The sequence below is a fragment of the Chryseobacterium oncorhynchi genome (assembly GCF_002899895.1).
Taxonomy (GTDB): Bacteria; Bacteroidota; Bacteroidia; order Flavobacteriales; family Weeksellaceae; genus Chryseobacterium; species Chryseobacterium oncorhynchi.
In genome coordinates, this window is record NZ_PPEI02000004.1 from 122,897 (window position 1) to 147,589 (window position 24,693).

At 34.3% G+C, this 24,693-nt stretch carries 23 protein-coding genes; 12 read left to right on the top strand and 11 right to left on the bottom strand.

Annotated features, from left to right (window positions below):
• The first annotated feature begins 67 nt into the window (after positions 1–67).
• Positions 68–1,963: an ABC-F family ATP-binding cassette domain-containing protein gene (locus C1638_RS14135; protein ID WP_109621994.1), complete on the top strand. Its 1,896-nt coding sequence runs from the start codon at positions 68–70 to the stop codon at positions 1,961–1,963.
• A 66-nt stretch (positions 1,964–2,029) separates the two neighbouring features.
• On the opposite strand, the gene C1638_RS14140 is transcribed toward C1638_RS14135, so the two are convergent.
• On the bottom strand, positions 2,030–3,085 hold the full coding sequence (locus C1638_RS14140; protein ID WP_109621997.1) for a Gfo/Idh/MocA family oxidoreductase: 1,056 nt from the start codon (positions 3,083–3,085) through the stop codon (positions 2,030–2,032).
• Positions 3,086–3,267: 182 nt separating this feature from the next.
• Between C1638_RS14140 and C1638_RS14145 the strand changes: the two genes are divergently transcribed.
• From C1638_RS14145 to C1638_RS14155, 3 genes are all read left to right on the top strand, one after another.
• Positions 3,268–5,505 carry a TonB-dependent siderophore receptor gene (locus tag C1638_RS14145; protein WP_109621998.1) on the top strand — a complete coding sequence of 746 codons (2,238 nt, stop codon included), beginning with the start codon at positions 3,268–3,270 and terminating at the stop codon, positions 5,503–5,505.
• A gap of 89 nt (positions 5,506–5,594) precedes the next feature.
• Positions 5,595–6,110 carry a hypothetical protein gene (locus tag C1638_RS14150; protein WP_109622000.1) on the top strand — a complete coding sequence of 172 codons (516 nt, stop codon included), beginning with the start codon at positions 5,595–5,597 and terminating at the stop codon, positions 6,108–6,110.
• Between the two features lie 309 nt (positions 6,111–6,419).
• Positions 6,420–7,013: a hypothetical protein gene (locus tag C1638_RS14155; RefSeq protein ID WP_109622002.1), complete on the top strand. Its 594-nt coding sequence runs from the start codon at positions 6,420–6,422 to the stop codon at positions 7,011–7,013.
• A gap of 98 nt (positions 7,014–7,111) precedes the next feature.
• Here C1638_RS14155 and C1638_RS14160 read toward each other — a convergent pair whose 3' ends face one another.
• A complete protein-coding gene (locus C1638_RS14160) occupies positions 7,112–7,747 on the bottom strand; it encodes a peroxiredoxin (protein WP_109622003.1) in 636 nt (211 codons plus the stop codon).
• 96 nt (positions 7,748–7,843) lie between these two features.
• Here C1638_RS14160 and C1638_RS14165 point away from each other — a divergent pair, with 96 nt between their 5' ends.
• A complete protein-coding gene (locus tag C1638_RS14165; RefSeq protein WP_109622004.1) occupies positions 7,844–8,728 on the top strand; it encodes a mechanosensitive ion channel family protein in 885 nt (294 codons plus the stop codon).
• A gap of 134 nt (positions 8,729–8,862) precedes the next feature.
• Here C1638_RS14165 and C1638_RS14170 read toward each other — a convergent pair whose 3' ends face one another.
• The 7 genes from C1638_RS14170 to C1638_RS14200 all read right to left on the bottom strand — a co-directional run bounded on the left by C1638_RS14170 (position 8,863) and on the right by C1638_RS14200 (position 16,036).
• A complete protein-coding gene (locus C1638_RS14170) occupies positions 8,863–9,312 on the bottom strand; it encodes a hypothetical protein (RefSeq protein ID WP_123838380.1) in 450 nt (149 codons plus the stop codon).
• 126 nt (positions 9,313–9,438) lie between these two features.
• Positions 9,439–10,629, bottom strand: coding sequence for an ADP-forming succinate--CoA ligase subunit beta (gene sucC, locus C1638_RS14175; RefSeq protein ID WP_109622006.1), 1,191 nt, complete (start codon positions 10,627–10,629; stop codon positions 9,439–9,441).
• Positions 10,630–10,954: 325 nt separating this feature from the next.
• Complete coding sequence (locus C1638_RS14180; RefSeq protein WP_109622510.1) at positions 10,955–12,232, bottom strand: chloride channel protein; 1,278 nt, start codon at positions 12,230–12,232, stop codon at positions 10,955–10,957.
• A 79-nt stretch (positions 12,233–12,311) separates the two neighbouring features.
• Entirely contained in the window at positions 12,312–12,995 is a 684-nt protein-coding gene (locus tag C1638_RS14185) for a hypothetical protein (RefSeq protein ID WP_109622007.1), read from the bottom strand.
• A gap of 69 nt (positions 12,996–13,064) precedes the next feature.
• Entirely contained in the window at positions 13,065–13,451 is a 387-nt protein-coding gene (locus C1638_RS14190) for a DUF423 domain-containing protein (RefSeq protein WP_109622008.1), read from the bottom strand.
• A 1-nt stretch (position 13,452) separates the two neighbouring features.
• Entirely contained in the window at positions 13,453–14,541 is a 1,089-nt protein-coding gene (locus C1638_RS14195) for a hypothetical protein (RefSeq protein ID WP_109622010.1), read from the bottom strand.
• Positions 14,542–14,707: 166 nt separating this feature from the next.
• Positions 14,708–16,036 carry a hydroxymethylglutaryl-CoA reductase, degradative gene (locus tag C1638_RS14200; protein ID WP_109622011.1) on the bottom strand — a complete coding sequence of 443 codons (1,329 nt, stop codon included), beginning with the start codon at positions 16,034–16,036 and terminating at the stop codon, positions 14,708–14,710.
• 157 nt (positions 16,037–16,193) lie between these two features.
• Between C1638_RS14200 and C1638_RS14205 the strand changes: the two genes are divergently transcribed.
• From C1638_RS14205 to C1638_RS14215, 3 genes are read left to right on the top strand one after another with little or no spacing between them, the layout of a single operon-like run.
• Positions 16,194–17,453: a putative DNA modification/repair radical SAM protein gene (locus tag C1638_RS14205; RefSeq protein ID WP_109622013.1), complete on the top strand. Its 1,260-nt coding sequence runs from the start codon at positions 16,194–16,196 to the stop codon at positions 17,451–17,453.
• Positions 17,454–17,455: 2 nt separating this feature from the next.
• Positions 17,456–17,884, top strand: coding sequence for a hypothetical protein (locus tag C1638_RS14210; protein ID WP_109622015.1), 429 nt, complete (start codon positions 17,456–17,458; stop codon positions 17,882–17,884).
• A 36-nt stretch (positions 17,885–17,920) separates the two neighbouring features.
• On the top strand, positions 17,921–18,679 hold the full coding sequence (locus C1638_RS14215; protein WP_109622017.1) for a TIGR03915 family putative DNA repair protein: 759 nt from the start codon (positions 17,921–17,923) through the stop codon (positions 18,677–18,679).
• 975 nt (positions 18,680–19,654) lie between these two features.
• Here C1638_RS14215 and C1638_RS14220 read toward each other — a convergent pair.
• Positions 19,655–20,455: a DNA alkylation repair protein gene (locus C1638_RS14220; protein WP_109622019.1), complete on the bottom strand. Its 801-nt coding sequence runs from the start codon at positions 20,453–20,455 to the stop codon at positions 19,655–19,657.
• Positions 20,452–21,093 carry a peroxiredoxin-like family protein gene (locus C1638_RS14225; RefSeq protein ID WP_109622021.1) on the bottom strand — a complete coding sequence of 214 codons (642 nt, stop codon included), beginning with the start codon at positions 21,091–21,093 and terminating at the stop codon, positions 20,452–20,454. Before C1638_RS14225 ends, C1638_RS14220 begins: the two co-directional genes overlap by 4 nt.
• 96 nt (positions 21,094–21,189) lie before the next feature.
• Here C1638_RS14225 and C1638_RS14230 point away from each other — a divergent pair, with 96 nt between their 5' ends.
• From C1638_RS14230 to gap, 4 genes are all read left to right on the top strand, one after another.
• Complete coding sequence (locus C1638_RS14230) at positions 21,190–21,534, top strand: winged helix-turn-helix transcriptional regulator (RefSeq protein WP_109622023.1); 345 nt, start codon at positions 21,190–21,192, stop codon at positions 21,532–21,534.
• A 114-nt stretch (positions 21,535–21,648) separates the two neighbouring features.
• On the top strand, positions 21,649–22,521 hold the full coding sequence (locus C1638_RS14235; RefSeq protein ID WP_109622025.1) for a DUF4846 domain-containing protein: 873 nt from the start codon (positions 21,649–21,651) through the stop codon (positions 22,519–22,521).
• Positions 22,522–22,604: 83 nt separating this feature from the next.
• Positions 22,605–23,591, top strand: a complete 987-nt coding sequence (pfkA, locus tag C1638_RS14240) for a 6-phosphofructokinase (protein ID WP_109622027.1) — start codon at positions 22,605–22,607, stop codon at positions 23,589–23,591.
• A gap of 33 nt (positions 23,592–23,624) precedes the next feature.
• Positions 23,625–24,629 carry a type I glyceraldehyde-3-phosphate dehydrogenase gene (gap, locus tag C1638_RS14245; RefSeq protein ID WP_076354623.1) on the top strand — a complete coding sequence of 335 codons (1,005 nt, stop codon included), beginning with the start codon at positions 23,625–23,627 and terminating at the stop codon, positions 24,627–24,629.
• Positions 24,630–24,693 lie beyond the last annotated feature (64 nt).

Consider the following 24,693-nt stretch of genomic DNA (forward strand, 5'->3'; position numbering starts at 1 on the left):
GTTTTATGGTTACATTTTCGTATTTTTGCCGTTCTATTCAAAATTAAAATCAAACCATTAATTTCCAATGAATTACGTTTCTGCAGAAAATCTTACCAAATCCTACGGCATCAAAGTTTTGTTTGAAAACATTTCTTTTCACATCAATGAAGGAGACAAAATTGCCATTGTTGCCAAAAACGGAAGTGGAAAATCTACCCTTCTGAAAATTCTAATGGGTAAAGAAATTGCAGACAGTGGTACTGCGATCATCAACAAAGATATTCAGGTTGTTTTATTTGACCAGGAAATCGATTATGATCCCAATCTCAACATTGAGGAATTTATGATGACATTGGATTCTAAACCTATTCTTGCCCTGAAGAACTATCACAAGTCTCTTCATTCTACCGATAATGACTTTATTGAAAAAGCATTAGCTGACATGGAAGCTCACAAAGCCTGGGATCTTGAAAATGAAATGAAGCAGATTCTTTCTCAGCTTAAGATTACTGATCTTGAAGCAAAAATGGGAACGCTTTCTGGAGGCCAGATCAAACGTGTAGCATTAGCAAAATTATTGACAGAAACCAGAGCTGAGCACAGACATACTCTACTGATTATGGATGAGCCTACCAACCACCTGGATGTGGATATGGTAGAATGGCTTGAAAATTATTTAACGAAAGCAAAAATCACCCTATTACTTGTTACCCACGACAGGTATTTTCTAGACAGTGTCTGTGATATTATCTGGGAAATGGAGGACGGAAACCTTTATTTTCACAATGGTTCATATGCTACTTATCTTGAGAACAAAATGATTCGTGAGGATAATCTCAATGCAACCATTGATAAAGCCAACAACCTTTACAGAAAGGAACTGGAATGGATGCGAAGACAGCCTAAAGCAAGAACCACAAAGTCCAAAAGCAGAATTGATTCTTTTTACGAAACTGAAAAGGTGGCTAAAACAGACACCAGAAAACAGGGTCTGGAACTGGATTTTGAAATGAAGCGTCTCGGCAATAAAGTTCTTGAGCTGAAAAACATTGATAAAAGTTTTGGCAACAAAGTATTATTAAAGGATTTCAGTTATCAATTTCAACGTGGTGAGAAAGTAGGAATCATCGGGAAAAATGGAGCGGGGAAATCTACTCTTCTTAATATCATTCAGGGTTTTGAAAAATATGATAATGGTGAGATTGAAACCGGAGAAACTATTTCTTTTGGATATTTTGCCCAAAAGGGACTTACCTATAAGGAAGATGAGCGTGTTATTGATTTTATTAAAGAAATTGCAGAATTCTATCCTTTAGCGAATGGAAAAAGTCTTTCTGCATCACAGTTTTTGAGATTATTCTTATTCGATGATCAGACGCAATACTCTCCTATTTCAAAGTTATCAGGTGGAGAAAAAAGAAGGCTGCATTTAATGTATATTCTTTATCAGAATCCTAACTTTTTAATTTTTGACGAACCTACAAATGATCTGGATCTTCCCACATTAACGGTTCTTGAAAACTTTCTTCAACAATTCCAGGGATCTTTAATTATTGTTTCTCACGACAGATATTTCATGGACAGGATTGTAGATCATGTTCTTGCTTTTGAAGGAGATGGAAAAATAAGAGATTTTGTTGGAACCTTTTCGGAATACCGAGAAGCAAAAAGCAGAGAAGATGCCCTAGAAAAAAATACAGTTGTAAAACCTGAACCTGTTAAAGAAACTGTTTCTATTCCGGAAACTCCTCAATCTTCTAATGCTCCAAAAAGGAAACTAACCTTTAAGGAACAAAGGGAATTGGAAACTATTGAAAAAGAAATGCCTGAGCTGGAAGAAAAGCGTGCAAAGATCTTGGACCAGCTTAATAATGAAAGTGATTATGAAAAAATAGCCGGTCTTTCCTCAGAACTGGAAACAATTTCCGAAAAACTGGAAAACCATGAGATGAGATGGCTTGAATTACAGGAAGCATTATAAAATTTTGAGCTAAGAATTATGAATTGGTCATTAACATATGAACCAATTCATAATTCATAGTTTATATTACAGCTTAACTATGTTTTGTTCTTTTGTACTTTTTAGTGAAGCGTCTATAATCTTCATATTCTGAATTACTTCTTTTCCCGGTGATGGTAAAGGATATCCAAATACAATATGTTCATAGATTTGCTGGTAATAATTCATATAATTTCCGGCCTCACTTGAAGTGAATGTTCTTACTGTTTCGGAATTTTCATTGAGATAGTTTAAAATTCCGTCTGCCTCTTTCAAAGGCTCCATCCAATCTTTACCATAGACAGGAATTGCTCCGGCAACTAATTCACTTTCCTGATTATCTGTTCTTTCCTGTAAAAAACTCCCTCTATCTCCATGAATGGTATAGGCATAATGAGCTTCTTTACTGAATACTGAAGATTTCAATCTTACCCTCAAATCATTTTTATAAAACAGCAAAATCTCGAAATAGTCATTAGCGAATTCCGGACCTTTCATGGAAAATACATCTGCAAAAAGCTTTTCGGGATAACCGAAATACTGTACAGCCTGATCCACAAGATGAGCACCAAGATCATGAAGTGACCCTGAGCCTGTCTGATCCGGATTTTCCTTATGTTGCTTTCCACTTGGTGTCGTACGGAAACGATCAAAACGGATTTCGGCTTCTTTGATATTCCCTAGTTTCCCATCAGCTAAAATCTTTTGTACCTGTAAGAAATCACGATCAAATCTCCTGTTCTGATATACACTTAGAAATAAGCCCTTTTCTTCAGCAAGCTTTACCAGTTCCTCGGCTTCGGCAACATTTACGGTAAATGGTTTTTCAACAATAATATTTTTCCCGGCCTGAAGTGCTTTTTTTGCATATTCATAATGTGTTTGAACCGGTGTATTAACAATCACCAGCTCGACATCTGCATTTTGAAGCATTTCGTCTACTGAGTGATAAATTGTTGCTTCAGGATATTTTTCTTTTGATTCCTCTTTACTTCTTTCTACCACAGCAGAAATAAAAAACCCCGGATGTTCTTTTAAAAAAGGGGCATGAAATACCTTGCCACTCATTCCAAAGGCGCAAAGCCCTGCTTTTACCAATTGCATACTTTATTTTTTAGACAAATATATTCATAAAAACTCTTGATTTTCCCACCCACAATAACAATAGAAATAATCCATTTATTCCACCTAAAAAAACATGACAAAAATCACAAAATTATTTTTATCTATTCTAAACAAATACTTACATTTGCGCCTTATTTAAAACTGTTCTACATAAAAATAAAATGAAAAGACAACTACTTTCTTTAGGTCTTCTATTTATCGCTGTTTCAGCAAGTTCTCAGATGAAAAATGCTGAAGCAGATACTATCAGAACCCAAACTATTGAAGATATTAATCTTCATAAAACAGGAAACCCAAACCAAGCAAGAGCATTATCTACAAAGTCAAATCTGACGGTAATGGAGAATCCTCAGCCTATTGCAATTGTTACTCACGAGATTATTGAGCAGCAACAAGCAAAACAACTGAGTGATGTTCTTCAAAATGTGAATGGAATGTACATTACTTCATCCAGAGGTAATTCTCAGGACAGTTTTGGAGGGCGTGGTTTTATCCTAGGAAATGACAATATTTTCAAGAATGGAGCAAGGATAAACAGTGGAGTTTTCCCTGAAGTAAGTGGTCTTGAAAGAGTGGAAGTATTAAAAGGAGCTAATGCAATGCTTTTTGGTAATGCCGCCGCCGGAGGTATTATTAATATGATTACTAAGAAACCAAAATTCAATTTTGGTGGAAGTATAGGATTAAATGGTGGAAGCTGGAACTCCTACAAACCAACTGTAGATTTCTATGGCCCTTTATCTAAAAATATTGCGTTTAGAATAAATGGAGCTTATGAATATGCTGAAAGTTTCAGAGATGTTGTTGAATCTGAAAAATACTATTTCAATCCTTCATTCTTATTCAATTTAAGTCCTAAATCTCAATTAATTGTTGAGGCAGATTACCTTAAAAACAATTTCACTCCTGATTTTGGTCTTGGATCTATTATCAATCCTGACGGAAGTTTCAAAATAAACGATTTGCTCCCTAAAAATGCATTCTTAGGAGCAGACTGGCAATATCAAAATGTAGAACAACTATCTACCAACGTAACTTTCAACCATCAATTTAATGACAGATGGAGTTTAAATACTGTTGCTTCATTCCAAAGTTATACTAAAGACTACTACTCAACGGAAAGAGTACAATGGTCATATGACAAGCCGAACAACAGGTATTACTGGGCAAGACCTTTAAATAAAACATTTAACGAACAAAACTATACTTCATTACAAGTTAATATTAATGGAGATTTCAATACAGGAAAAATTAATCACAAGGTTTTAATTGGTACCGATGGGGATTATGGAGTTCAAAATAACTACACTTATACCAACCCAACCGCTTATGGAACTAATGGCAATACTTCAGCTATTAATAATAACCTTTATCTAGATGATCCATCAAGTTGGGCTAGTGGAAAAATGCCTAATGCATCTCTAAAAGACAGAACTAGAATTCCTACTCAGAGATTCGGTATTTACATTCAGGATTTCATCAGCCTTACCAAACAATTTAAAGTAATTGCAGGTTTAAGATGGTCTTACCTAGAAACAATGACTAATACCAAGAATACCTTTACAAATAATCTTGGGGATGTTGATCAAAAAAATACGTCTATATCAGACAGAGCATTTTCACCTAAAGCAGGTTTAGTCTACATGCCAAATGAAAACCTTTCAGTATTTGCAACGTATACTAATTCTTTTGCCCAAAATACAGGAAAGGATATTTTTGAACAAGCATTAAAACCTACAACAATTGACCAATATGAAGTAGGAGTAAAGAAAAATCTTTGGAACAATGCTTTAGCTGTTAACCTAACAGCATATCAGATCATTTATAATAATTATTATCAAACAGCTCCTCAATTAGCAAACGGACAAGCAAATTCAGATTCTTTCTATAAAGAATTTGCAGGAAAAATGAGAAGCCGAGGAGTAGAGTTGGATATTACAGGAAATCCAACAGAAAACTTATCCATCATCGGAGGTTTCTCTTATAATAATTCGGTATATATAGATACACCGGAAGGATTCGGATATGTTGAAAAACAGAGATTGGTAAGAACACCTGCTACAACAGCAAATGCTTCCGTATTTTATAAATTCACTCGTTATGCAAAAGGCTTAAAAGTAGGTGCAGGAGCTTATTTTATTGGAGATAGATTAGCAGGATGGAATGATACAAAAAATGGTTCAACCGGACTGGGTGCAAGAAACGGAATCAGTAGATCATTTGCATTAAAAGATTATACTACTGTAATGGTATCTGTTGGCTACGAATGGAAGAAATTCTCTATCCAAGGTAAAGTGGGTAACCTGTTTAATGTCGAAAACTACAACGTTCACGAGAATTATTCAGTAAACCCTATCACGCCAAGAAATTATTATTTCACATTGACGTACAAACTTTAGAATTAATTACATAATTACTTCTTCATTAAAAGTGGAAATTGCATTTTTGCAGTTTCCACTTTTGAAATTTAAAAACAAAACAATTAGATATGGATAAGATTAAAGACACGAGAACTTTCATGAGGATTACACACCGTTATCTGGGGTATTTCCTTGCAGGGATTATGGCTGTGTATGCAGTAAGTGGAATTATTTTGGTCTACAGAGACACTGACTTTCTAAAGAGCGAAAAAAAGTATGAAAAGACTTTATCTGCAAACCTTTCTGAAAAAGAGCTTAAAAAGGAGCTAAAGATGAAAGGTCTTGAAGTGGAAAAGACTGAAGGTACAATTCTTCATTTTAAAAAAGGAACTTATGATTCAGCAACAGGAGTCGCTAAGTATTCAAAAATGGAACTTCCTTTTGTACTGGATAAAATGGTTTCTCTTCACAAATCACAGTCTAAAGATGCCATAGCGCCTCTAAGTGTATTTTTCGGAGTTGCTCTTTTCTTCTTTGTTATTTCAAGTTTCTGGATGTTCAACCCTAAAACTAAAGCTTTCAAACGTGGAATCAAGTTTACTATTGCCGGGCTTATCATCTCTATAATTCTTTTATTTATTTAAAGTAAAGAAGCCAAAAAGTAAGACAAGAAATACATAAGATCACTTATATCTGTTTTTATTTGATGTTATTCAATAGCAAAAATGGAAATAATAATTTTTAAAACTTCAACAATATTCCAATCCCAACTTATAACATCAATTATTTATCATTACAGAATCATCAGTTATATTGTTAAAAAATTGAATTATATCTTGCTCATAATCTTAACATTAATTTAGAAAAATTGTCTAAAATTAAGAGTCTGGCACATTTATTGTTTTTTCTATAATTCGTGAATAATAAACATTTAATTATTAAAATAATAAATTATGAAAAAACTTATTTTAACAGGAGTATTAGCTATAGCAGGTTTAACAGCAACTGCAAACGCTCAGATTCAGAAAGGTAATTGGATGGTAGGAAGTAGTTTAGCAACAAGTAATTTCGGATTAAATACAGGTGGTGGATACCAAATTAACCTACAACCAAAAGGAGCTTATTTCATCGAAGATAACCTAGCTGTTGGGGGATATGTAAATTTAGGTATTGGCAAATCTTCTAAAGAGTCAAGCACAAGATTTGATTATGGTGTAGGAGCTTTAGGACGTTATTATCTTTCTCCGGGAGAACAAGGTGTTAACAACTTATTACATCACGGAAGATGGTTCTTCGAGGGTAACGTAGGTGTTGGTGGATATTCTATCAGCAAAGGGGGTAACTCTACAACAGGACTTGACTTTGGTGCAGGACCAGGTTATTCTTACTTTGTGACTCCAAATATTGGGCTAGAAGGTTTAGTAAAATATGCAGGTGTTACAGGTTTCGGAAATACAGGTTTAACTTCTAACATTACTTTTAACCTTGGATTTAGTATTTATTTGCCAAGCTCTAAAGCTAAGCAAGTTATTAACGACGTTAAGTAATCACTGAAATACTTATAAAAAATTGAAAGCGCCCCGGAATTTTATTTCTGGGGCGCTTTTCGTACAAATTAAAACTAAACTATAAAAAATCAAATAAATCATATATTGGGCTGAGGAGTATATCGTAAATATGGCTTTATCTCAGTAACACCCTTGGGAAATTTCTTTCTGGCATCCTCCGTAGAAATAGCAGGAGGAATAATTACATCATCACCATTTTCCCAGTTCACAGGAGTTGCCACCTGATGAGCATCTACCAATTGCAGAGAATCTAGCACTCTCAGAATTTCATTAAAATTTCTTCCGGTAGAAGCAGGGTAAGTAATAATCAGTCTTACTTTCTTTTCAGGATCAATAATCAACAAAGATCGAACAGTAGCCGTAGCCGAGGCATTGGGGTGAATGAAGTCATACAATTCGGAAATTTGTCTGTCTTTATCAGCAATAATAGGAAACTGTACATCTGTATTTTGGGTTTCATTAATATCTTTAACCCAGTTTTGATGATCTTCTACTCCATCTACACTCAAAGCGATCACCTTGGTTCCTCTTTGGGCAAATTCTGACTTCAATTTTGAGGTATAACCAAGTTCTGTTGTGCAAACCGGTGTATAATCTGCCGGATGTGAAAATAAAATACCCCAGGAATCTCCCAGATAATCATAAAAATGAATATCACCTAAAGATGATTCTGCCTTAAAGTTGGGTGCTGTATCTCCTAGTTTGATTGACATAATATTTCGCATTTGTTAGTCTACAAATTTAATAGACTTTTTGGAACTAGCAAAATTTTTACAGAAAATTTATATCTTTAATGTAAAATTTTATTCATGGAGAAAACCGGACTCAGCTACATTGACGTTGTTTATAAGGTATTGGAAAGCTGGTATGTGACGCTTGCAGAGCTTACCCCAAAATTAATTGTGGGAATTTTAGTATTTACTTTTTTCGTTATCAGCAGTAAATATCTAAGCCAAATTTCAGTAAAACTATTTCATCGATTCTTCCCAAAAAGCCAAAAGGAAAGCTCATTGGTGACCTTAATCAGTATTTTCAAGTTCCTGATTATGTTATTTGGGACCTTTATTTCCCTTGAAATCATGGGGTTCAGTGGTTTTCTTTGGAAGTTTATCGGAAGCTTGGGAGTGGCCGGAGTTATAGCCGGGGTTGCTTTAAAAGATCTTGTTTCCAGTATCTTTTCAGGAATGCTGATTGGGATTGACAAGGCCTTTAAAGTTGGAGATTATATTACAATTGGTGCTCATTCGGGAACCGTGCAGGAAATTGGTTTTTTAACTACAAAAATATTAACCGATGATGGCAAGAAAGCTTATATACCCAATCAAGTGGTTTTCAATGCACCTTTTTATAATATTACAGCATCTCCACAGCGCAGAATTATCTTAAACTTTGAAATCCCTGCAGATGAAGATATTAGTAAGGCACAAAAGAGCATTATGGAGGTGGTTCAAAATCTTGACAATGTAGATAAGTTGGATACTGCAGAAGTAATTTTTACGGATCTGAAGCAAGGATCATTCAATCTTCAGGTAAAGTTCTGGATAAAAGTAGGAGCTAATCTGGCACAGATAAAAAGTAAGGCTTATTTAGGCATTAAAGAACGTTTTGATACAGATCATATTCAATTGGTAACGCCAACGAGTATTAGTATTACTAATGCAGACAGTGCATCACCTGAAAACCAAGATAAATAATATTTCACTTCTACAGATCCGCTAATTATGCAGATGATTGTGGATAACTTAAAATAATATAAAGCTGTTTCAAAAGTTTGAGGCAGCTTTTTTTAATAAAAAAAGGTTTTATCTGAATAAACTAAAAAATTAATTTATTTCTTATCATGCTTTTTTAAATCCTGCGCTTTATCTTTTCCAGGAATTTTCGCAATCGTATCATTTTCTACTATAACAGCCTCTCCCATAACATAATTATTATTGATTACTACTGAATCTTCTTCTTTTATATCAACCATCCCTGTTGTACTATAAACTTCTTCTTTTGGCTTTGAACAACCTATTAAAAACAATACTAAGGAAAACAAGCTTAGTATCATTTTATTATTTTGAAAACTGAAAGGAATATATTTAAAGAAATATTTTTTTATTCTCTCTGATGAATCTATATCTTCTTTTAACTGATAGTTGTAAAACCTACCACAAATCTGCTCTTCTTTTCTCTCTTCAATAATCTGTTGAATTTCCTGAGATTGCTTTTGGGTAAAGTCAATAACACATTTATTACAAACAGAACAAAACCTGCCTTTTTCCTGTGGTGACATGGATTCCCAGTTTTCAGAACATGGTTCCGGAATGAATAGATTCTTCATGGAATAGCGTTTCTTATATGCATTAAAAAACCGTTCCAAAAAATGAAACGGTTCTTTATTTTATTTAAAAATTTTAGATTACGCTAAAACTTCTTTTACTTTGTTTGCAGCTTCTTCTAAAGTAATTGCAGAGTGAACTGGAAGACCAGACTCGTCAATTAATTTTTTAGCTTCTACAGCGTTAGTTCCTTGTAATCTTACGATTAATGGAACTGGAAGGCTACCCATAGCTTTGTAAGCATCTACCACCCCTTGAGCAACTCTGTCACATCTTACGATACCTCCGAAGATGTTAATCAAAATAGCTTTTACGTTTGGATCTCTTAAGATGATTCCGAAAGCAGTTTGTACTCTTTGAGCATCTGCAGTACCACCTACGTCAAGGAAGTTAGCAGGGTTACCACCAGATAATTTGATGATATCCATAGTTGCCATTGCAAGACCAGCCCCGTTTACCATACAAGCAACGTTACCATCCAATTTTACGAAGTTAAGACCAGCTTCACCAGCTTCAACATCGATAGGATCTTCTTCTCTTGTATCTCTTAATTCTGCAAGATCTTTGTGACGGAATAATGAGTTACCATCTAAAGTTACTTTAGCATCAACAGCGATAATTTTGTTATCAGAAGTTTTTAATACAGGGTTGATTTCAAAAAGAGAAGCATCAATTCCTGTGTAAGCATTGTAAAGAGATGAAATAAATTTCACAAATTCTTTGAATGCATTTCCTTCAAGACCTAAGTTGAAAGCAATTTTTCTAGCTTGGAAACCTTGAAGACCTAAAGCAGGGTCAATAAGTTCGTTGTGGATCAAATGAGGAGTTACTTCAGCAACGTGCTCAATATCCATTCCACCTTCAGTAGAATATACGATTGTATTTTTCCCTTGAGCTCTATCTAAAAGAATAGAAACATAAAATTCTTTAGTTTCAGATTCTCCAGGATAATAAACATCTTCTGCAACCAAAACAGAGTGTACTTTTTTACCTTCAGCAGAAGTTTGTGGAGTTACCAACTGCATTCCGATGATATTTTGAGCGTTTTCTTTAAGTTTATCCATGTTTGGAGAAAACTTAACACCCCCACCTTTACCACGACCACCTGCGTGAATCTGTGCTTTTACAACCCAAGCCTGAGCTCCAGTTTCAGCAGTCAATTTTTCAGCAGCTGCTACAGCTTCTTCTACGTTGTTTGCTACGAAACCACGTTGGATAGCTACTCCATACTTTGATAAAATCTCTTTTGATTGATACTCGTGAAGATTCATATTATTTTTATTATTTTATTTTAATATTTAAAGGTTGACAAATTTACTAAAAACAGATGAAATATCAATTTTTATTTTAAAGAAACCATTGCATTAGTGGGAGATAAAAATCATATTTCTCTCATAAAAAAGCAAGAAAAGGGTGTATGCAATTATCCTTTGATTCTTTAGTTGACGATTCCCAATTTCATATTAAGTAAATCAACCATAATGATGGTAACTATTAAAAACCATTTCACATAATTCCATCTATACTATCTTCCTTTCATGAAAAAAGCTCTTCAATTAAGAAAAGCTTTTTTATTTTATTGAAAAGGAAATCATGTTATTCTTCCGAGAGTTTTTCAGACTGCGATCCGATGAAAGGAATCTTCGGGGCAAGGAAATATCCTGTCAGACTGGCAAACAATATTGGTACAAAATAAGTAAATCCTGTAAGTGTTCCTAAAATGATGGTTGTACTCATAGGTGTTCTTGTAACACATGCATTGATAGCTGCCATACAACTAACAATAGCCAAGGTTGTATCCACAGTTGGAAACAAATTGTGAATAATTAATCCCAATGTTGTTCCTACAAAGAACAAAGGAATAATAAAACCTCCTCTCCAGCCGGAAGTTACTGTAACAGCAATCGCTATTATTTTAAAGATCAGAACCAAGATTAAAAAGTTCAATCCAAAGTTCCCTCCTATCAGCTGGTTGATTTCATGGTGACCAAAGTATCTTGTAATCGGAAAATTATAAGCAATAACCCCTAAAATAACTCCTCCTACGAAAGTTTTAATATAAATCGGAAATTGTCTGTATTCAAAAACTTTTTTGAAGAATTTTACAACAAAGATAAAAATCCATCCAAATAAAGTTCCTACTATTCCAAAGGCTGTAGCATAGGCAAAATCATATACTCCGGTATAATGGTAGGCTTTCAGATCCCATGTTGCACCAATTCCCAAATGGATAATTAAAGCAAACATCAAGTAACTAAAACAACTGGCTACTAAAGCAGGAATAATGGCTTTATAATATTCAACAGCGTGCTTATGATGTAAAATTTCAAGGGAAAAAAGACTTCCTCCCAGGGGTGCTCCAAATAAGGCTGTAAACCCTGAAGCCATTCCGGCGATACTTAAAGAACGTAATTCTTCTCCTTTTAATCTGAAAATCTTTCCCAACCATGTTCCCGTAGATCCTGTGACCTGTACCAATGGTGCTTCCGGACCTAAACTTCCCCCTGATGCAACGCAAAAAAGAGAGGAAAGGATCATTGACGGGTTATTTTTGGGTTCCAGTTTTCCTTTATTGAATCTGATATTATTAACAATCAAATGGATTTCTCCGGGATCTCCGATAAAATGGATGACCAAGCCTGCCAATAAACCACAAACTGCCATTGTAGGAATTACCTGCCAACCTTGAAAATGGGCTAAAAATTCAGTAAAATGTTCGAGTACAATCCAATATCCTCCTGCAATAATACCTCCTACCAAACCTGTAATGGCCCACATGAAAAAAGTACGGCTAAATACAAACGGATTAAACCTCATCGGCTGATCCAAGAGATTAAATGTTCTTATAAGCCGTCTCCTTCTGTTAATTTTCATTTTCATTTATTTTAAATAGCAAAAGAATCTCATCATTTGTCTTTACTGATTATTACAGCTTTTACAATACGCACTTTATTTATTTGAAATTTAATACAATGGGTTGTGCAAAGCTTTGAATAATTGGCTTTTTGTTATACATCAAAGGGTTATCCAAGCCGCCAATAGCATACAGGAATAATACACTGATGATACTGAATTCCATATTAGATGATTCACTATATTTCACTTTTTTGAACTTCCCATCCACGTCAATTATAAAATTCAACTTACAACGATAGACTCCTTCGCCAAAATCCTCCATTAAATAAGCAGGAAAATTCACGGTCATCTGTTTTTTCAACTCAACAAGCTGCTGATAATTTTCAACCTCAGCAATATCAATAGACTTATTTTTCAATACTAACGGAGGGTTAACTTCTGATTGGAGTACATTATTTTCGACCTGTATTTCTTTTGTAGCCCTAAATGAAATATTTGGATCTATTTTTCCAATTATTACCTCTTTGTCAGAAATGCTGTGATACAAATCTTCGAAACCTTTTAGTTTCTCACCATAAAAACGTTTATACTTTTGAGAATATAAAACCTTATCTTTTTTGTAATCATAACGGTTAATACTATCAGAAAAACGCTTTTGTATATTTTTTATTTCTACTAAAATATTTCTGTTTAACAGTTTCTTCCCTTGTGCATTTATTTTTTGAACACTTATAAAAGAAATTACAAGAGCACTCACAAATAATAAAAAACGATGTTTCATGGTTTGAATTTTCTGTCAACAATCTACCTAATATATTGCAAATCTTTTTTATTTGCCGTAATTAAAAGATTAGATTCTATTTTTCGCAAAATAAAGAATAAGCATTCCCCAGCTTAAGATCATCAATAGTCCTCCAAGCGGAGTAATAGGACCTAAAAATTTAAGATTTGCTCCCAAATAGTCCTGCAAACTAAGAAAATAGATGCTTATTGAGAATAATAATGTTCCTGCAATCATTAAAATTGAAGTCCATTTTTCAGTGGATGTTTCAAATTTTAAAATATATCCAATGATAAGCAGAAAGAATGCTGCATACATCTGGTATCTTACTCCGGTTTCAAAACTTTCCAGTCTTTCTACGGATAATATTTTCTTTAAGGCGTGTGCTCCGAATGCGCCAAGGATTACTGAAAGCATTCCATAAACCGCTCCAAAAATAAGGGTAATTGTTTTCATTTTATAACTCTTCTAATTCTAGGGTTAAATATTTTTTTGTTTTATAATCCTGCCAGGTTCCGATAATTGTGCTGCCTTTCATTTCAGCTTCCACTAATGCTCTTGGTATCCATTGGCTTGCAGCATCATCATAACGGTCATTTTCAGTGATAGAAATATGATTTCCTTTCAACTTTCCATCCCATTTAATCAGCTTTTTGCTTTTATCATACCAATACTCTGCATTAAAGGAACTCATCCCTGAATGATCGTTATCAGGATAAAAACGCTTGATGAGAACGGTAATTGGATATTTTCCATCAATTTTTCCTTTGTACAGCTTATTTCGGAAACTCGTTTTATCTGTTTTTTCAGAACCTGAAATTAAATTCTTGGCATAAGAACTCCAATACTTATCCAGATCTTTATATGGAATTCCGATCTCATGACTATCCAAATCATCCAAAGCTCTCATCGCATGATTGGAACATCTTCCTGCTACAAATGTTATTTTATCTTTTCCAAAATGGTATCTGATATCATCCAAAGACTGTTCTGTAAAACAGCCCTCATACATCCCGATTTGCTCTTCTGTTTCTTCTGTACGCTTTTTCTGAGATTTTAATTCTTTAAGATAGTCATCCACCCTTTTCTTTACTTTTTGCTGAAGGATATTTTCAACAGTTTTCACTGAAGCCGGCTGAAACAAATCTTGAGCATTGATAAAGTTTCCTGTTCTCAGATCAAAATTTTTCCAGTCTGAAAAGCCTTCAGGATAAGCTCCGGAAGCTTCTCCATCCAAACCAATACTTAAAATATTTTTAGGTGTTTCCAGCTTTTCCCAGCTATAAAAATAAACGTAGTTGGAATAAGAAGTGGTTCCTGTAGAGACCAGCTTAAATGGATTACTTCCTGAATTCGGAACATATTCCAGCTCATCAACCTGCAAAAATGTATTTATCTTACTTTCTACCGTCGAATTTTCGACATAAGAAATTACAGGAAAAGTAGAATCCTCTGTTTTTGGCGGCAAGTTGCTAATCTTCACATTTTTCTGCTGTGAAAAGCTTAAGCCGGAAATCAACAAAAAAAACAGGATACTCTTTTTCACTATTTCGATTTTAAGTACATTAAAATAAACTTGGCAACCAATGTAGAAATTCCCAGTATGATAAACATATTGGCAAATTTCTTGGAAGTTCTGAAACCAGGTGATGTTGTTTTCTTTAAAAAGAATCCAAAGATGAGAAATATAACGGGCAGGATAATCTGTAACATTAGTTTCCTCTCATTCGGTTAAACTCATTGATTACCTCATGATGACTAACCGTCTTATCTTTGAAGTAAGTCACAAAATATTGTTTTTCCTCTTCCGTAGCGCCCAATTGATTTAAGATATTCAATAAGTGCATCTTCATATGACCTTTCTGAATACCGGTTGTTACCAATGAACGTAGCGCTCCAAAGTTTTGGGCTAATCCTGAAACAGCCAGAATACTCATTAATTCCTGAGCTGAAGGTTTTCCAAGTAAGGCTAAAGAGAATTTTACCAATGGGTGAAGATTAGTTAACCCCCCTACTACTCCTACAGAAATTGGAAGATCAATCCAGAATCTGAAAACTCCGTTATCTGTTGTACAGTGAGTTAAAGATCTGTATTGTCCGTCCCTTGCAGCGTAAGCATGAGCACAGGCTTCTGTTGCTCTAAAGTCGTTTCCGGTTGCAATAACTACCGCATCTACCCCATTCATTACTCCTTTGTTGTGTGTGGTTGCACGGTAAGGTTCAATTTCTGCTATGGTAACGGCTTGCTTGAATTTGGAAGCAAATTCTTCAGGAGAAATTCCACTATCATCCTTTAAATCTTCCATTTTGCATGAAACCTCAGCTCTTACAATACAATCAGGCGTAAAGTTGGAAAGAATGTTCATTACAATCTGCAATGAATTTTTTTCCTCCTGAATAAAGTCTTCGCTTGTTGCCACTTCCTGTCTTAACGTTTTTCCAAACTGCTCAAGACAAGAATTGATAAAGTTAGCTCCCATCGAGTCTACTGTATCAAAGCTTGCTTTCAATTGGTAATAATTAGGCATTTCTGCAGTTTTATCAACCAGACTTATATTTAGAATTCCACCGCCACGTTTTCTCATATTGGCAGTGATATCATCTGTAGTTTCAAAAAGTTTTTTCTTTAAACTGAAATTAAAGAAATGCAATAACTTGTGAGATTCTACATTGAAAATAAAATGGGTATGTCCTAATTTTTCAGTATTGATAATGGTCGTTTTAAAACCTCCTTTATCAATCCAGAATTTTGCTGCTTTAGAAGCTGCAGCCACTACAGAACTTTCCTCAACGGCCATTGGAAGTGCCACTAGTTTTCCGTCGATTAAAAAGTTCGGAGCAATTCCGTAAGGCATATAGAAATTAGAAATCGTATTTTCAGAAAATTCATCGTGAAGTTTCTGAAGATCTGCATCTTCATTCCAATATTGCTTTAATATATTTTGATATTCCTGATTTCCCTCAAGGTATTCGTTTACGAGCCAGTCGATTTTCCCCTGCTTTGGAAGCTTAGAAAAACCTTCGATTGGTTTATGATTCATGATATAAACTTTAATGAGCCGTAAATATAATGATTTTGAGGTTTTATTTTGTTGATAACTTCCATGAAAAAAGATTGACATTTATCAATTTTTAGAACTAAATTTGAACAAGTTTTGAATTTAAAATTGATACAAATAATATCCATTCATTAAAAACATGAATTTCGATCGCCTTAAAGAAAAGCTTGAAATCCTTGCTGATGCTGCGAAATATGATGTTTCCTGTTCTTCCAGCGGAGGAACAAGAAAAAATAAAAAAGGTGCTTTAGGAGATAGCTCCGTAAGTGGAATTTGTCATACATATACAGAAGATGGAAGATGTGTTTCTCTCCTGAAAGTTTTATTGACCAATCACTGTATCTATGATTGCGCCTACTGTGTATCCCGAAGTTCAAATGATATTAAAAGAGCTGCATTTACGGTAGAAGAAGTTGTAGACTTAACGATTAATTTTTACCGTAGAAATTATATTGAAGGGTTATTTCTGAGCTCCGGAATCTTCAAGAATGCCGATACCACCATGGAACGTCTTGTGAGGGTTGCTAAAAAACTTCGCCTGGAAGAAAATTTCAATGGGTATATTCACTTAAAATCTATTCCGGGAGCTAGTGACGATCTCATGCAGGAAGCAGCATTATATGCAGACAGACTTTCTGTGAATCTTGAAATTCCTACAGAAAGTGGATTAAAGCTTTTGGCTCCGGAAAAAAACAGACAGGACATGATCAGCCCAATGCGATATATTCAAAAAGGGATTATCCAATATCAGGATGAGAAAAAGATTTTAAAGAAAGTCCCTAAGTTTGCTCCGGCAGGACAATCTACTCAAATGATCGTGGGTGCTACTCAGGAAAACGACTTGCAAATCATTAAGGTTGCTGATCATTTTTACAAAAATTTTAATCTTAAAAGAGTTTATTATTCAGGATATGTTCCGGTTTTGGAAGATAAAAGACTTCCATCATTAACTACCGAGGTACCGATGCTTCGTGAAAACAGATTGTACCAGTCGGATTGGCTGATGAGATTTTACGGATTTAAGGCCGAAGAAATTTTGGATCCAAGTGTTCCATTTCTTGATCTGGAAGTAGATCCTAAGTTAAGCTGGGCACTTCGTCATCTGGACCAGTTTCCTGTGAATATCCAGACAGCGGATTATCAGATGATTTTAAGAATTCCCGGAATTGGGGTAAAATCAGCACAAAAAATAGTAAGCGCAAGACGTTTTCAGGTTTTAAATATAGACCATTTGAAAAAGTTAGGAACTGCCGTAAACCGGGCAAAATATTTTATTGATTTTAATACAGGGAACGCCTATTTGAAATATTTAACGGATAAAAACTTCAGAAAATTATTAGTAGGTGGAAGCTCTTCTAAATTTCACAATCAGTTTTCACAGCAATTAAGTTTATTTTAAAGATGAGAACAAAAAAAACTATACATTCCGGTGAGCAATGGAAGAGAGAAATTGAAAAAGAAGTTATCAAGTTTTCTCAACCTCTAATGTCTAATTCAAAATGGGTAAGACTAATTGATACATTAGTTGATAACAATGAAACTGTTCAAAAAATTTTCTTTAAAAAGATTCAGCATGAGAATATGGGAGAATTATACATAGCAGACAACCCTTCTTATGGATTTGAATACTGGCATGCAGGATTCGAGCTCAATAATTCTTTTGGAGAACCTCTACAATTCAATGAAATAGAATTTCTTTCTTTCCCTAGAGTTATTGATTCAAGTTCCTATCAGGATCTAGAAAAGATTTCCATAATTATACAAAACATTGGTGAGTTTTGTTTGGAATCAGACGAAAATGAATTGAAATTAATCTGCTATAGAAAATAGCAAAGCAACAAAATTGTTACTCTTTCAAATCAAACTATGACAACCCTACTCTACGACGGAAGTTTTGATGGTCTTTTTACTGCGATATTTGAAGTTTTTGAATACCGTTATCAGGATGTGGAAATTGTAAGCAGGGAAAAATTTCATCAGGAAAATATTTTTGCTGAGATTCATGAAGTAATTACCCAGAACAACAAATCTGAAAGGGTTTTAAATAAACTAGAGCAAAATCTTGGAAAACAAGGCATTCATAAGCTTTTAAAAGTTTTTTTATCAGAAGATCCTGAACTAGAAAAAATAATTCTATCTGCAGTAAGGCAATCTATAAAACAACCCACAGAAAATATTCTTGAAAATTTTACAGATCCAGATATTATGACGATCTCAAAAATCTGTAAATCGGTAGGCAGAGAAAGTCACCGAATGACCGCTTTCGTACGTTTTGAAAAAATGCAGGACAATGTTTTTTTCTCAAAAATTGATCCGGACTTCAATGTTCTTCCCTTGATCAGAAAGCATTTTAAAGATCGATATCAGGATCAGAAATGGATGATTTATGATTTGCGCAGAAACTACGGAATCCTGTATGATCTGGAAAACTGCGATTTCTTTTATCCAGAGGAAAAATTAGACTTAAATAGATATGAGGATAAATTCCATGATGATGAAAAAAATTACCAAACACTTTGGCAGAGGTATTTTACAAAGACCAACATTGTAGAACGGAAGAATTTGAAACTGCATATTCAGCATGTTCCCAAGAGATATTGGAAGTATTTGACTGAGAAATGGTGACAAATCAATTTGAGTTTTCATTCTCCTGCTTTCTTTTTATTTCTGATAAATTATACCAAGAATCACCCTCTATCTACTTTATAACATTCACGGAGCTTATGTAAGTACTTTAATTCATATTTCCATATTGTGGATAACTTTTTTATCCTAAAAATTAAACTAATTCTCACAAATGCCCTTTACAAGGATACTTTATAACTTACTAAATATATGATAGATATAGGAGTTATTAATCTACAATTCCATATTGTGGATAACTTTTTAGTAAAAAAACTGACTGAATTTTCACTAATATTTTCTTTTTAAAGCTTTAATAAATCTCATTTGCAGAAAAAAATTAAAGTCATATTTATCATGATAAAATTCTTGAAGTCTCAGCGGGCTGATTTAATCCATATTTTCATATTGTGGATAACTTTTTCATACCAAAAATTAAACTAATTCTCACAAATGCCTTTTACGACGATATTTTATAAGTTACTAATTTTATGAAAGATACAACAAGGATTAATCTACAATTCCATATTGTGGATAACTTTTTAGTCTAGAAATTGACTCTATTTTCACAGATATCATCTTTTTAAAAATTTAATACATCTTATTTACAAAAGAAAAATTAAAATCATATTTATCACGATGAATTTTGTAGAATCTATGCAAGAACTTTAATCCATATTTCCATATTGTGGATAACTTTTTTCACCCAAAAATTAGATTAATTTCAGCAAACATCTTTTAGAAAGTGATTCTTTAACTTATTAAATTTGTGAAAGATATAGGAGTTATTAATCTACAATTCCATATTGTGGATAACTTTTTAGTGTAAAAATTGACCAGATTTTACGATTATTATCTTTTTAAAACTTTGATAAATCTTGTCTAAAGAAGAAAAACAGAAATCATATTTACCTAAGTGAAATCACAAAAAAACTAACAAGAAGGTTCCAACTGTTTTTTTGAGTTTGTGGATAACTTTTATTTACGAATGGTACGGAGCGCTTTTTTGACAATATAATTAGTTTCTTTTGTATTGCTTTCTCTAAGCCATTCATCGCAGGTTTCTACCACGAATTCCGGTTGTGATTTACTTGCATCATTGAGCCAGTTCCCAACGCTGTCCTGTACATATCTTGAAGAGTCTGATTTCAAGGGTTCTAAGATTTCCAATGCTAATCCCGGATTTTGTTTTAATTCCAGAATATGTTCACACCATACCCCTCGTGGTCTGGTAGATTCACTTGCGAAACGTCTGATATTTTCGTCGTCATGTTGAGTCCATTCTGATAAGATTAACAGACTTTCTGTAAGATTTTTTGAAATGTCCGGACGTACCGTCATCCAACAGATTTCCCTTACCCCAAAATGATGATCAGAAGCAAAACGCTGTATCCGTTTCAGCTTATCTTTCATATCAAAAGCATCATTTCTTCCTACTGTGTAAGCAGCCCAGCATCGTACCAAATCTGCCTGATGGGTTGATAAGCTGAAGAGAAACTCTTCATCCTTATTTTTGAGTGCAAAGTCCAGAAGTCCAAGTCCAATGGCTTCATTGATTGTATTAACTGTCTGCTTTTTCAGCTGGTCTACCTTTTTCAGAATAGGTTTTAAATATTCTGTACGATTATTCCGTTGCAATAAATTGTCCAGCAAGAGTTTTTGATCTACTGCCAGCCATTCTGTAAGATTGGCGGTTTCTATTTCACCTCTATTTAATTGTATCAAAATATCACCGGGAATATCCTTGATGGAACGTCCTCCTTTTCTTTTTTCTGTCATAGCGCTTCTATTAATTCTTCTACATCTACTCTGCTCATGTAATTTACATCTAAAAATTTATAGGTAACCAGTCTATTTTCATCAATCACAAAAACAGCTGGAACTGGTAATTTGTTATCGTTATTTTTATTATAATCTGAAAGATCAATGCCCAAACCTTGATAATATGGAAGTACAAAATCTTGTAATTGAAAGACAATACCCAGTTTTTCAGCAAAAGCATTATCTGTATCTGTCAATATTTCAAATTCCAGATTATTTTTTTCAGCCAATACAAGAGAATGATCCGGACTTTGTGGCGAAATAGCCAGCAGAACTGTATTTTTATCTTTTATTCTTGAAAGATTATCCTGCAAAAATTTTAATTCCAAATTGCAGTATGGGCACCAGCTTCCTCTGTAAAATGCCAAAATTATTTTTTTATTCTTAGAAACTTCAACAGAATTTATTATTTCACCTCGTGTATTTGGCAGGGAAAATTCTGGTATTTTTTCACCAATCTGAATACTATTTTCTTCCATCTTCTTACTCTTTAAATCTTCAATAGATTGTGCAAATGCATCTAATATTTCCGATGGAAGTTGTGATGATAGTTCTCTATTTAATTGCTCTATCTGCATGGTTAAAGTAGTATTCATTATTTTTTAATTTATTATTTTTACAAAGGTCTAAAAGCCTTTAGAAATAGGCAATAACGCATATTTTTAACCCATAGGGATAAAAAAGTCAATTTTATGGAAACAAAGGAAAGAGCTGAGGAAAATAAAATCTGTCCACTGGAAGTTGCCGTTAATACCATCAGTGGAAAATGGAAAATCCCTATCGTTTGGCAGATCAATGAGGGAAAGAAACGTCCAAGTGAATTTTTACGCGGCATTGCTAAAGTAGACAGACGAGTACTTAATCAGCAACTAACCGAAATGGTAGAAGATGGTATTCTTACCAAGCAGTCCTTTAATGAACTTCCTCCCAGGGTTGAATATACTCTTACGGAACTGGGTGAAAAACTCGTTGCCATTCTTTGGCAGTTGAATGATTGGGGAAAATTGTTAATTCCGGAAGAAGAACTTAGTAAATAATTTCACCCCTGTAGATTGAGTTAATTTTCAGTTGAAAAATTTCATCTTAAAAAAATACATTTCCTATCATACGTAATAAAAAAAACCTCATATTTGTAATTGAATCAAATGAATATGAAAAAAATTATTTCCGGAGTGGTTATAGCTATTGTTCTATCAGGCTGTGTCAATGACAAGAATTCATCTGGCCATAATTCTCAGGAAACAAAAGATCTTAATCAGGAAAATTCAGTACCAATCAATAAGGATAAAAATACCATCAGAGAAAGATTTTCTCCACCTAAAGATTATGAGTGGGTAGATGAAAAATCTGACTCATTCGGGTATTTCATTGAAAATTTTAAGCTGAAACCTTATGGAAGTCAAATCTTAAAATATGATGGTTCTCCTATTGCCACACAACATCTTCACGAAGCTATTTTTGATATTGATACCGGAAATAAAGATTTACAGCAATGCGCTGATGCTGTTATTCGTTTGAGGGCTGAATATTTATATAAGATGAAGAGGTTTGATGAAATTAAGTTTCACTTTACGAGTGGTGACCTCCTGAGCTGGAATGACTACAAAAACGGAACAAGAGCCATAGTTAATGGAAATTCCGTAAGCTTCAGAAAAATGTCCGCATTTGATGATTCTTATCAGGGTTTTAGAAATTATCTGGATCTGATCTTTAATTATGCGGGAACTATTTCTCTGAACAAGGAAACTAAGCCGGTAACTCAAAATTCAGATTTAAAAACAGGAGACATTCTGATTACTCCCGGAAGTCCCGGCCATATAGTCTTCATTGCAGGAGTAGCTAAAAATAAAGAAGGAAAAAAAGTATTTTTGTTAGGTGAAGGATTTACTCCTGCTCAGTCTATTCATTTGCTTTCCAATCCTTTCAATAAAAATATTTCGCCATGGTATGATCTTGATATCAATGAAAAGGAAACCAAAACGGCGCGGTATATTTTCAAACCGACAAACTTCAGAAGCTTTTAATTATTTATATTCAAAACTATTGGAAAGTTACTACGATAATCTGAACTTGTTTTTGTAAATTTGTGTTCGAAATTTTTTACTAGATGAAAGAGAGTGCTGTAAAAAAGATTGCAGTTCTTACTTCGGGAGGAGATTCTCCGGGTATGAATGCTGCATTAAGAGCGGTGGTAAGAACCGCCAATTACTATAATATCGAATGTTACGGAGTAAGGGAAGGCTACAATGGCCTTATCAGCAATGATTTCCTTAAAATGGGAGCCCGTTCTGTAAAAAACATAATCAACCAAGGTGGAACCATTCTAAAGTCTGCCAGATCCGCTGAATTCAGAACCAAGGAAGGCCGTCAGAAAGCCTACGATAACTGCTTAAAGTTTGGTATCGATGGATTGGTCTGTATTGGTGGAGACGGAACTTTCACTGGAGCTAAGATCTTCAGTGAAGAATTTGGAATCAGGGTTATCGGTATTCCGGGAACAATCGACAATGATATTTTCGGAACGGATAATACGATAGGATATGACACTGCGTTGAATACTGCTATGGAAGCTATTGACAAAATCCGTGATACGGCAACTTCCCACAACAGAGTTTTCTTTGTAGAGGTGATGGGTCGTGATGCAGGATTTATTGCTTTAAATAGTGGATTAGCAACAGGTGCTCTGGATATTCTTATTCCTGAAAAGAAAGACAGCTTACAGGATCTTTTCTCTAACTTCAGAAAGGCTGAGAAAACAGGAAAGGCTTCCAGTATCGTAGTCGTGGCAGAAGGAGAGAAACTGGGTAGTATTTATGATATTGCCAACAGTACAAAAGAAGAGTTTCCACAATACGACATTCGTATTGCTGTATTAGGGCATATCCAAAGAGGAGGCTCTCCTAGTTGTGCAGACAGAGTATTGGCAAGCAGACTTGGATATGGTGCAGTAGTAGGATTAATGGATGGACAAACCAATGTAATGGCAGGAATGCGTTCCAACGATGTGGTATATACCCCTATTGAAGAAGCCATTAAAAAACATAACGAAATCAACAAGGATTTAATGTTGATTTCAGAAATTTTAGCAATCTAATTATTTTTATAAATCTAATAAAAACAAACTATTATGTCAACAATTAAAGTAGGTATCAACGGTTTTGGTAGAATTGGACGTCTTGTTTTCAGAGCAATGACTGAAAGAGACAACATTGAAGTTGTAGGAATCAATGACCTAATCAATGCAGAATACATGGCTTACATGTTAAAATATGACTCTGTACACGGTGTTTTCCCAGGTGAGGTTTCTGTAGAAGGAAATGATCTTGTAGTAAACGGGAAAAAAATCAGAGTAACTGCTGAAAAAGATCCTAACAACCTAAAGTGGAACGAAATTGGTGCTGATTATATCGTAGAATCTACAGGTCTTTTCTTATCTAAAGATTCTGCTCAAGCTCACATTAATGCAGGTGCTAAGAAAGTAATCCTTTCTGCTCCTTCTAAAGATGATACTCCAATGTTTGTAATGGGTGTAAACCACAAGGAACTTACTGATGATATCAAAATTTTATCAAACGCTTCTTGTACTACAAACTGTTTAGCTCCTTTAGCTAAAGTTATCCACGATAAATTTGGAATCGTAGAAGGTTTAATGACAACTGTACACGCTACAACAGCTACTCAAAAAACTGTTGATGGTCCTTCAATGAAAGACTGGAGAGGTGGTAGAGCTGCTCTAAACAACATCATCCCTTCTTCTACAGGTGCTGCTAAAGCAGTAGGAAAAGTAATTCCTTCACTAAACGGTAAATTAACAGGTATGTCTTTCAGAGTACCTACTGTAGACGTTTCTGTAGTTGACCTTACTGTAAGATTAGAAAAAGCTACTTCTTACGATGAGATCTGTGCTGCTATTAAAGAAGCTTCAGAAGGTGAATTGAAAGGTATCCTAGGATATACTGAAGATGCAGTAGTATCTCAGGACTTCGTAGGAGATAAGAGAACTTCTATCTTCGATAAAGATGCTGGTATTATGCTTTCTCCTAACTTCGTGAAACTTGTTTCTTGGTATGACAACGAAATGGGTTACTCTAACAAGTTAGTTGATATGCTTGTACACGCTGCTTCTTTATAATAAGTAACAAACAACAAGTAATATAAAACCTTCCCGTTGGGAAGGTTTTTTTTATTGAGCTTTC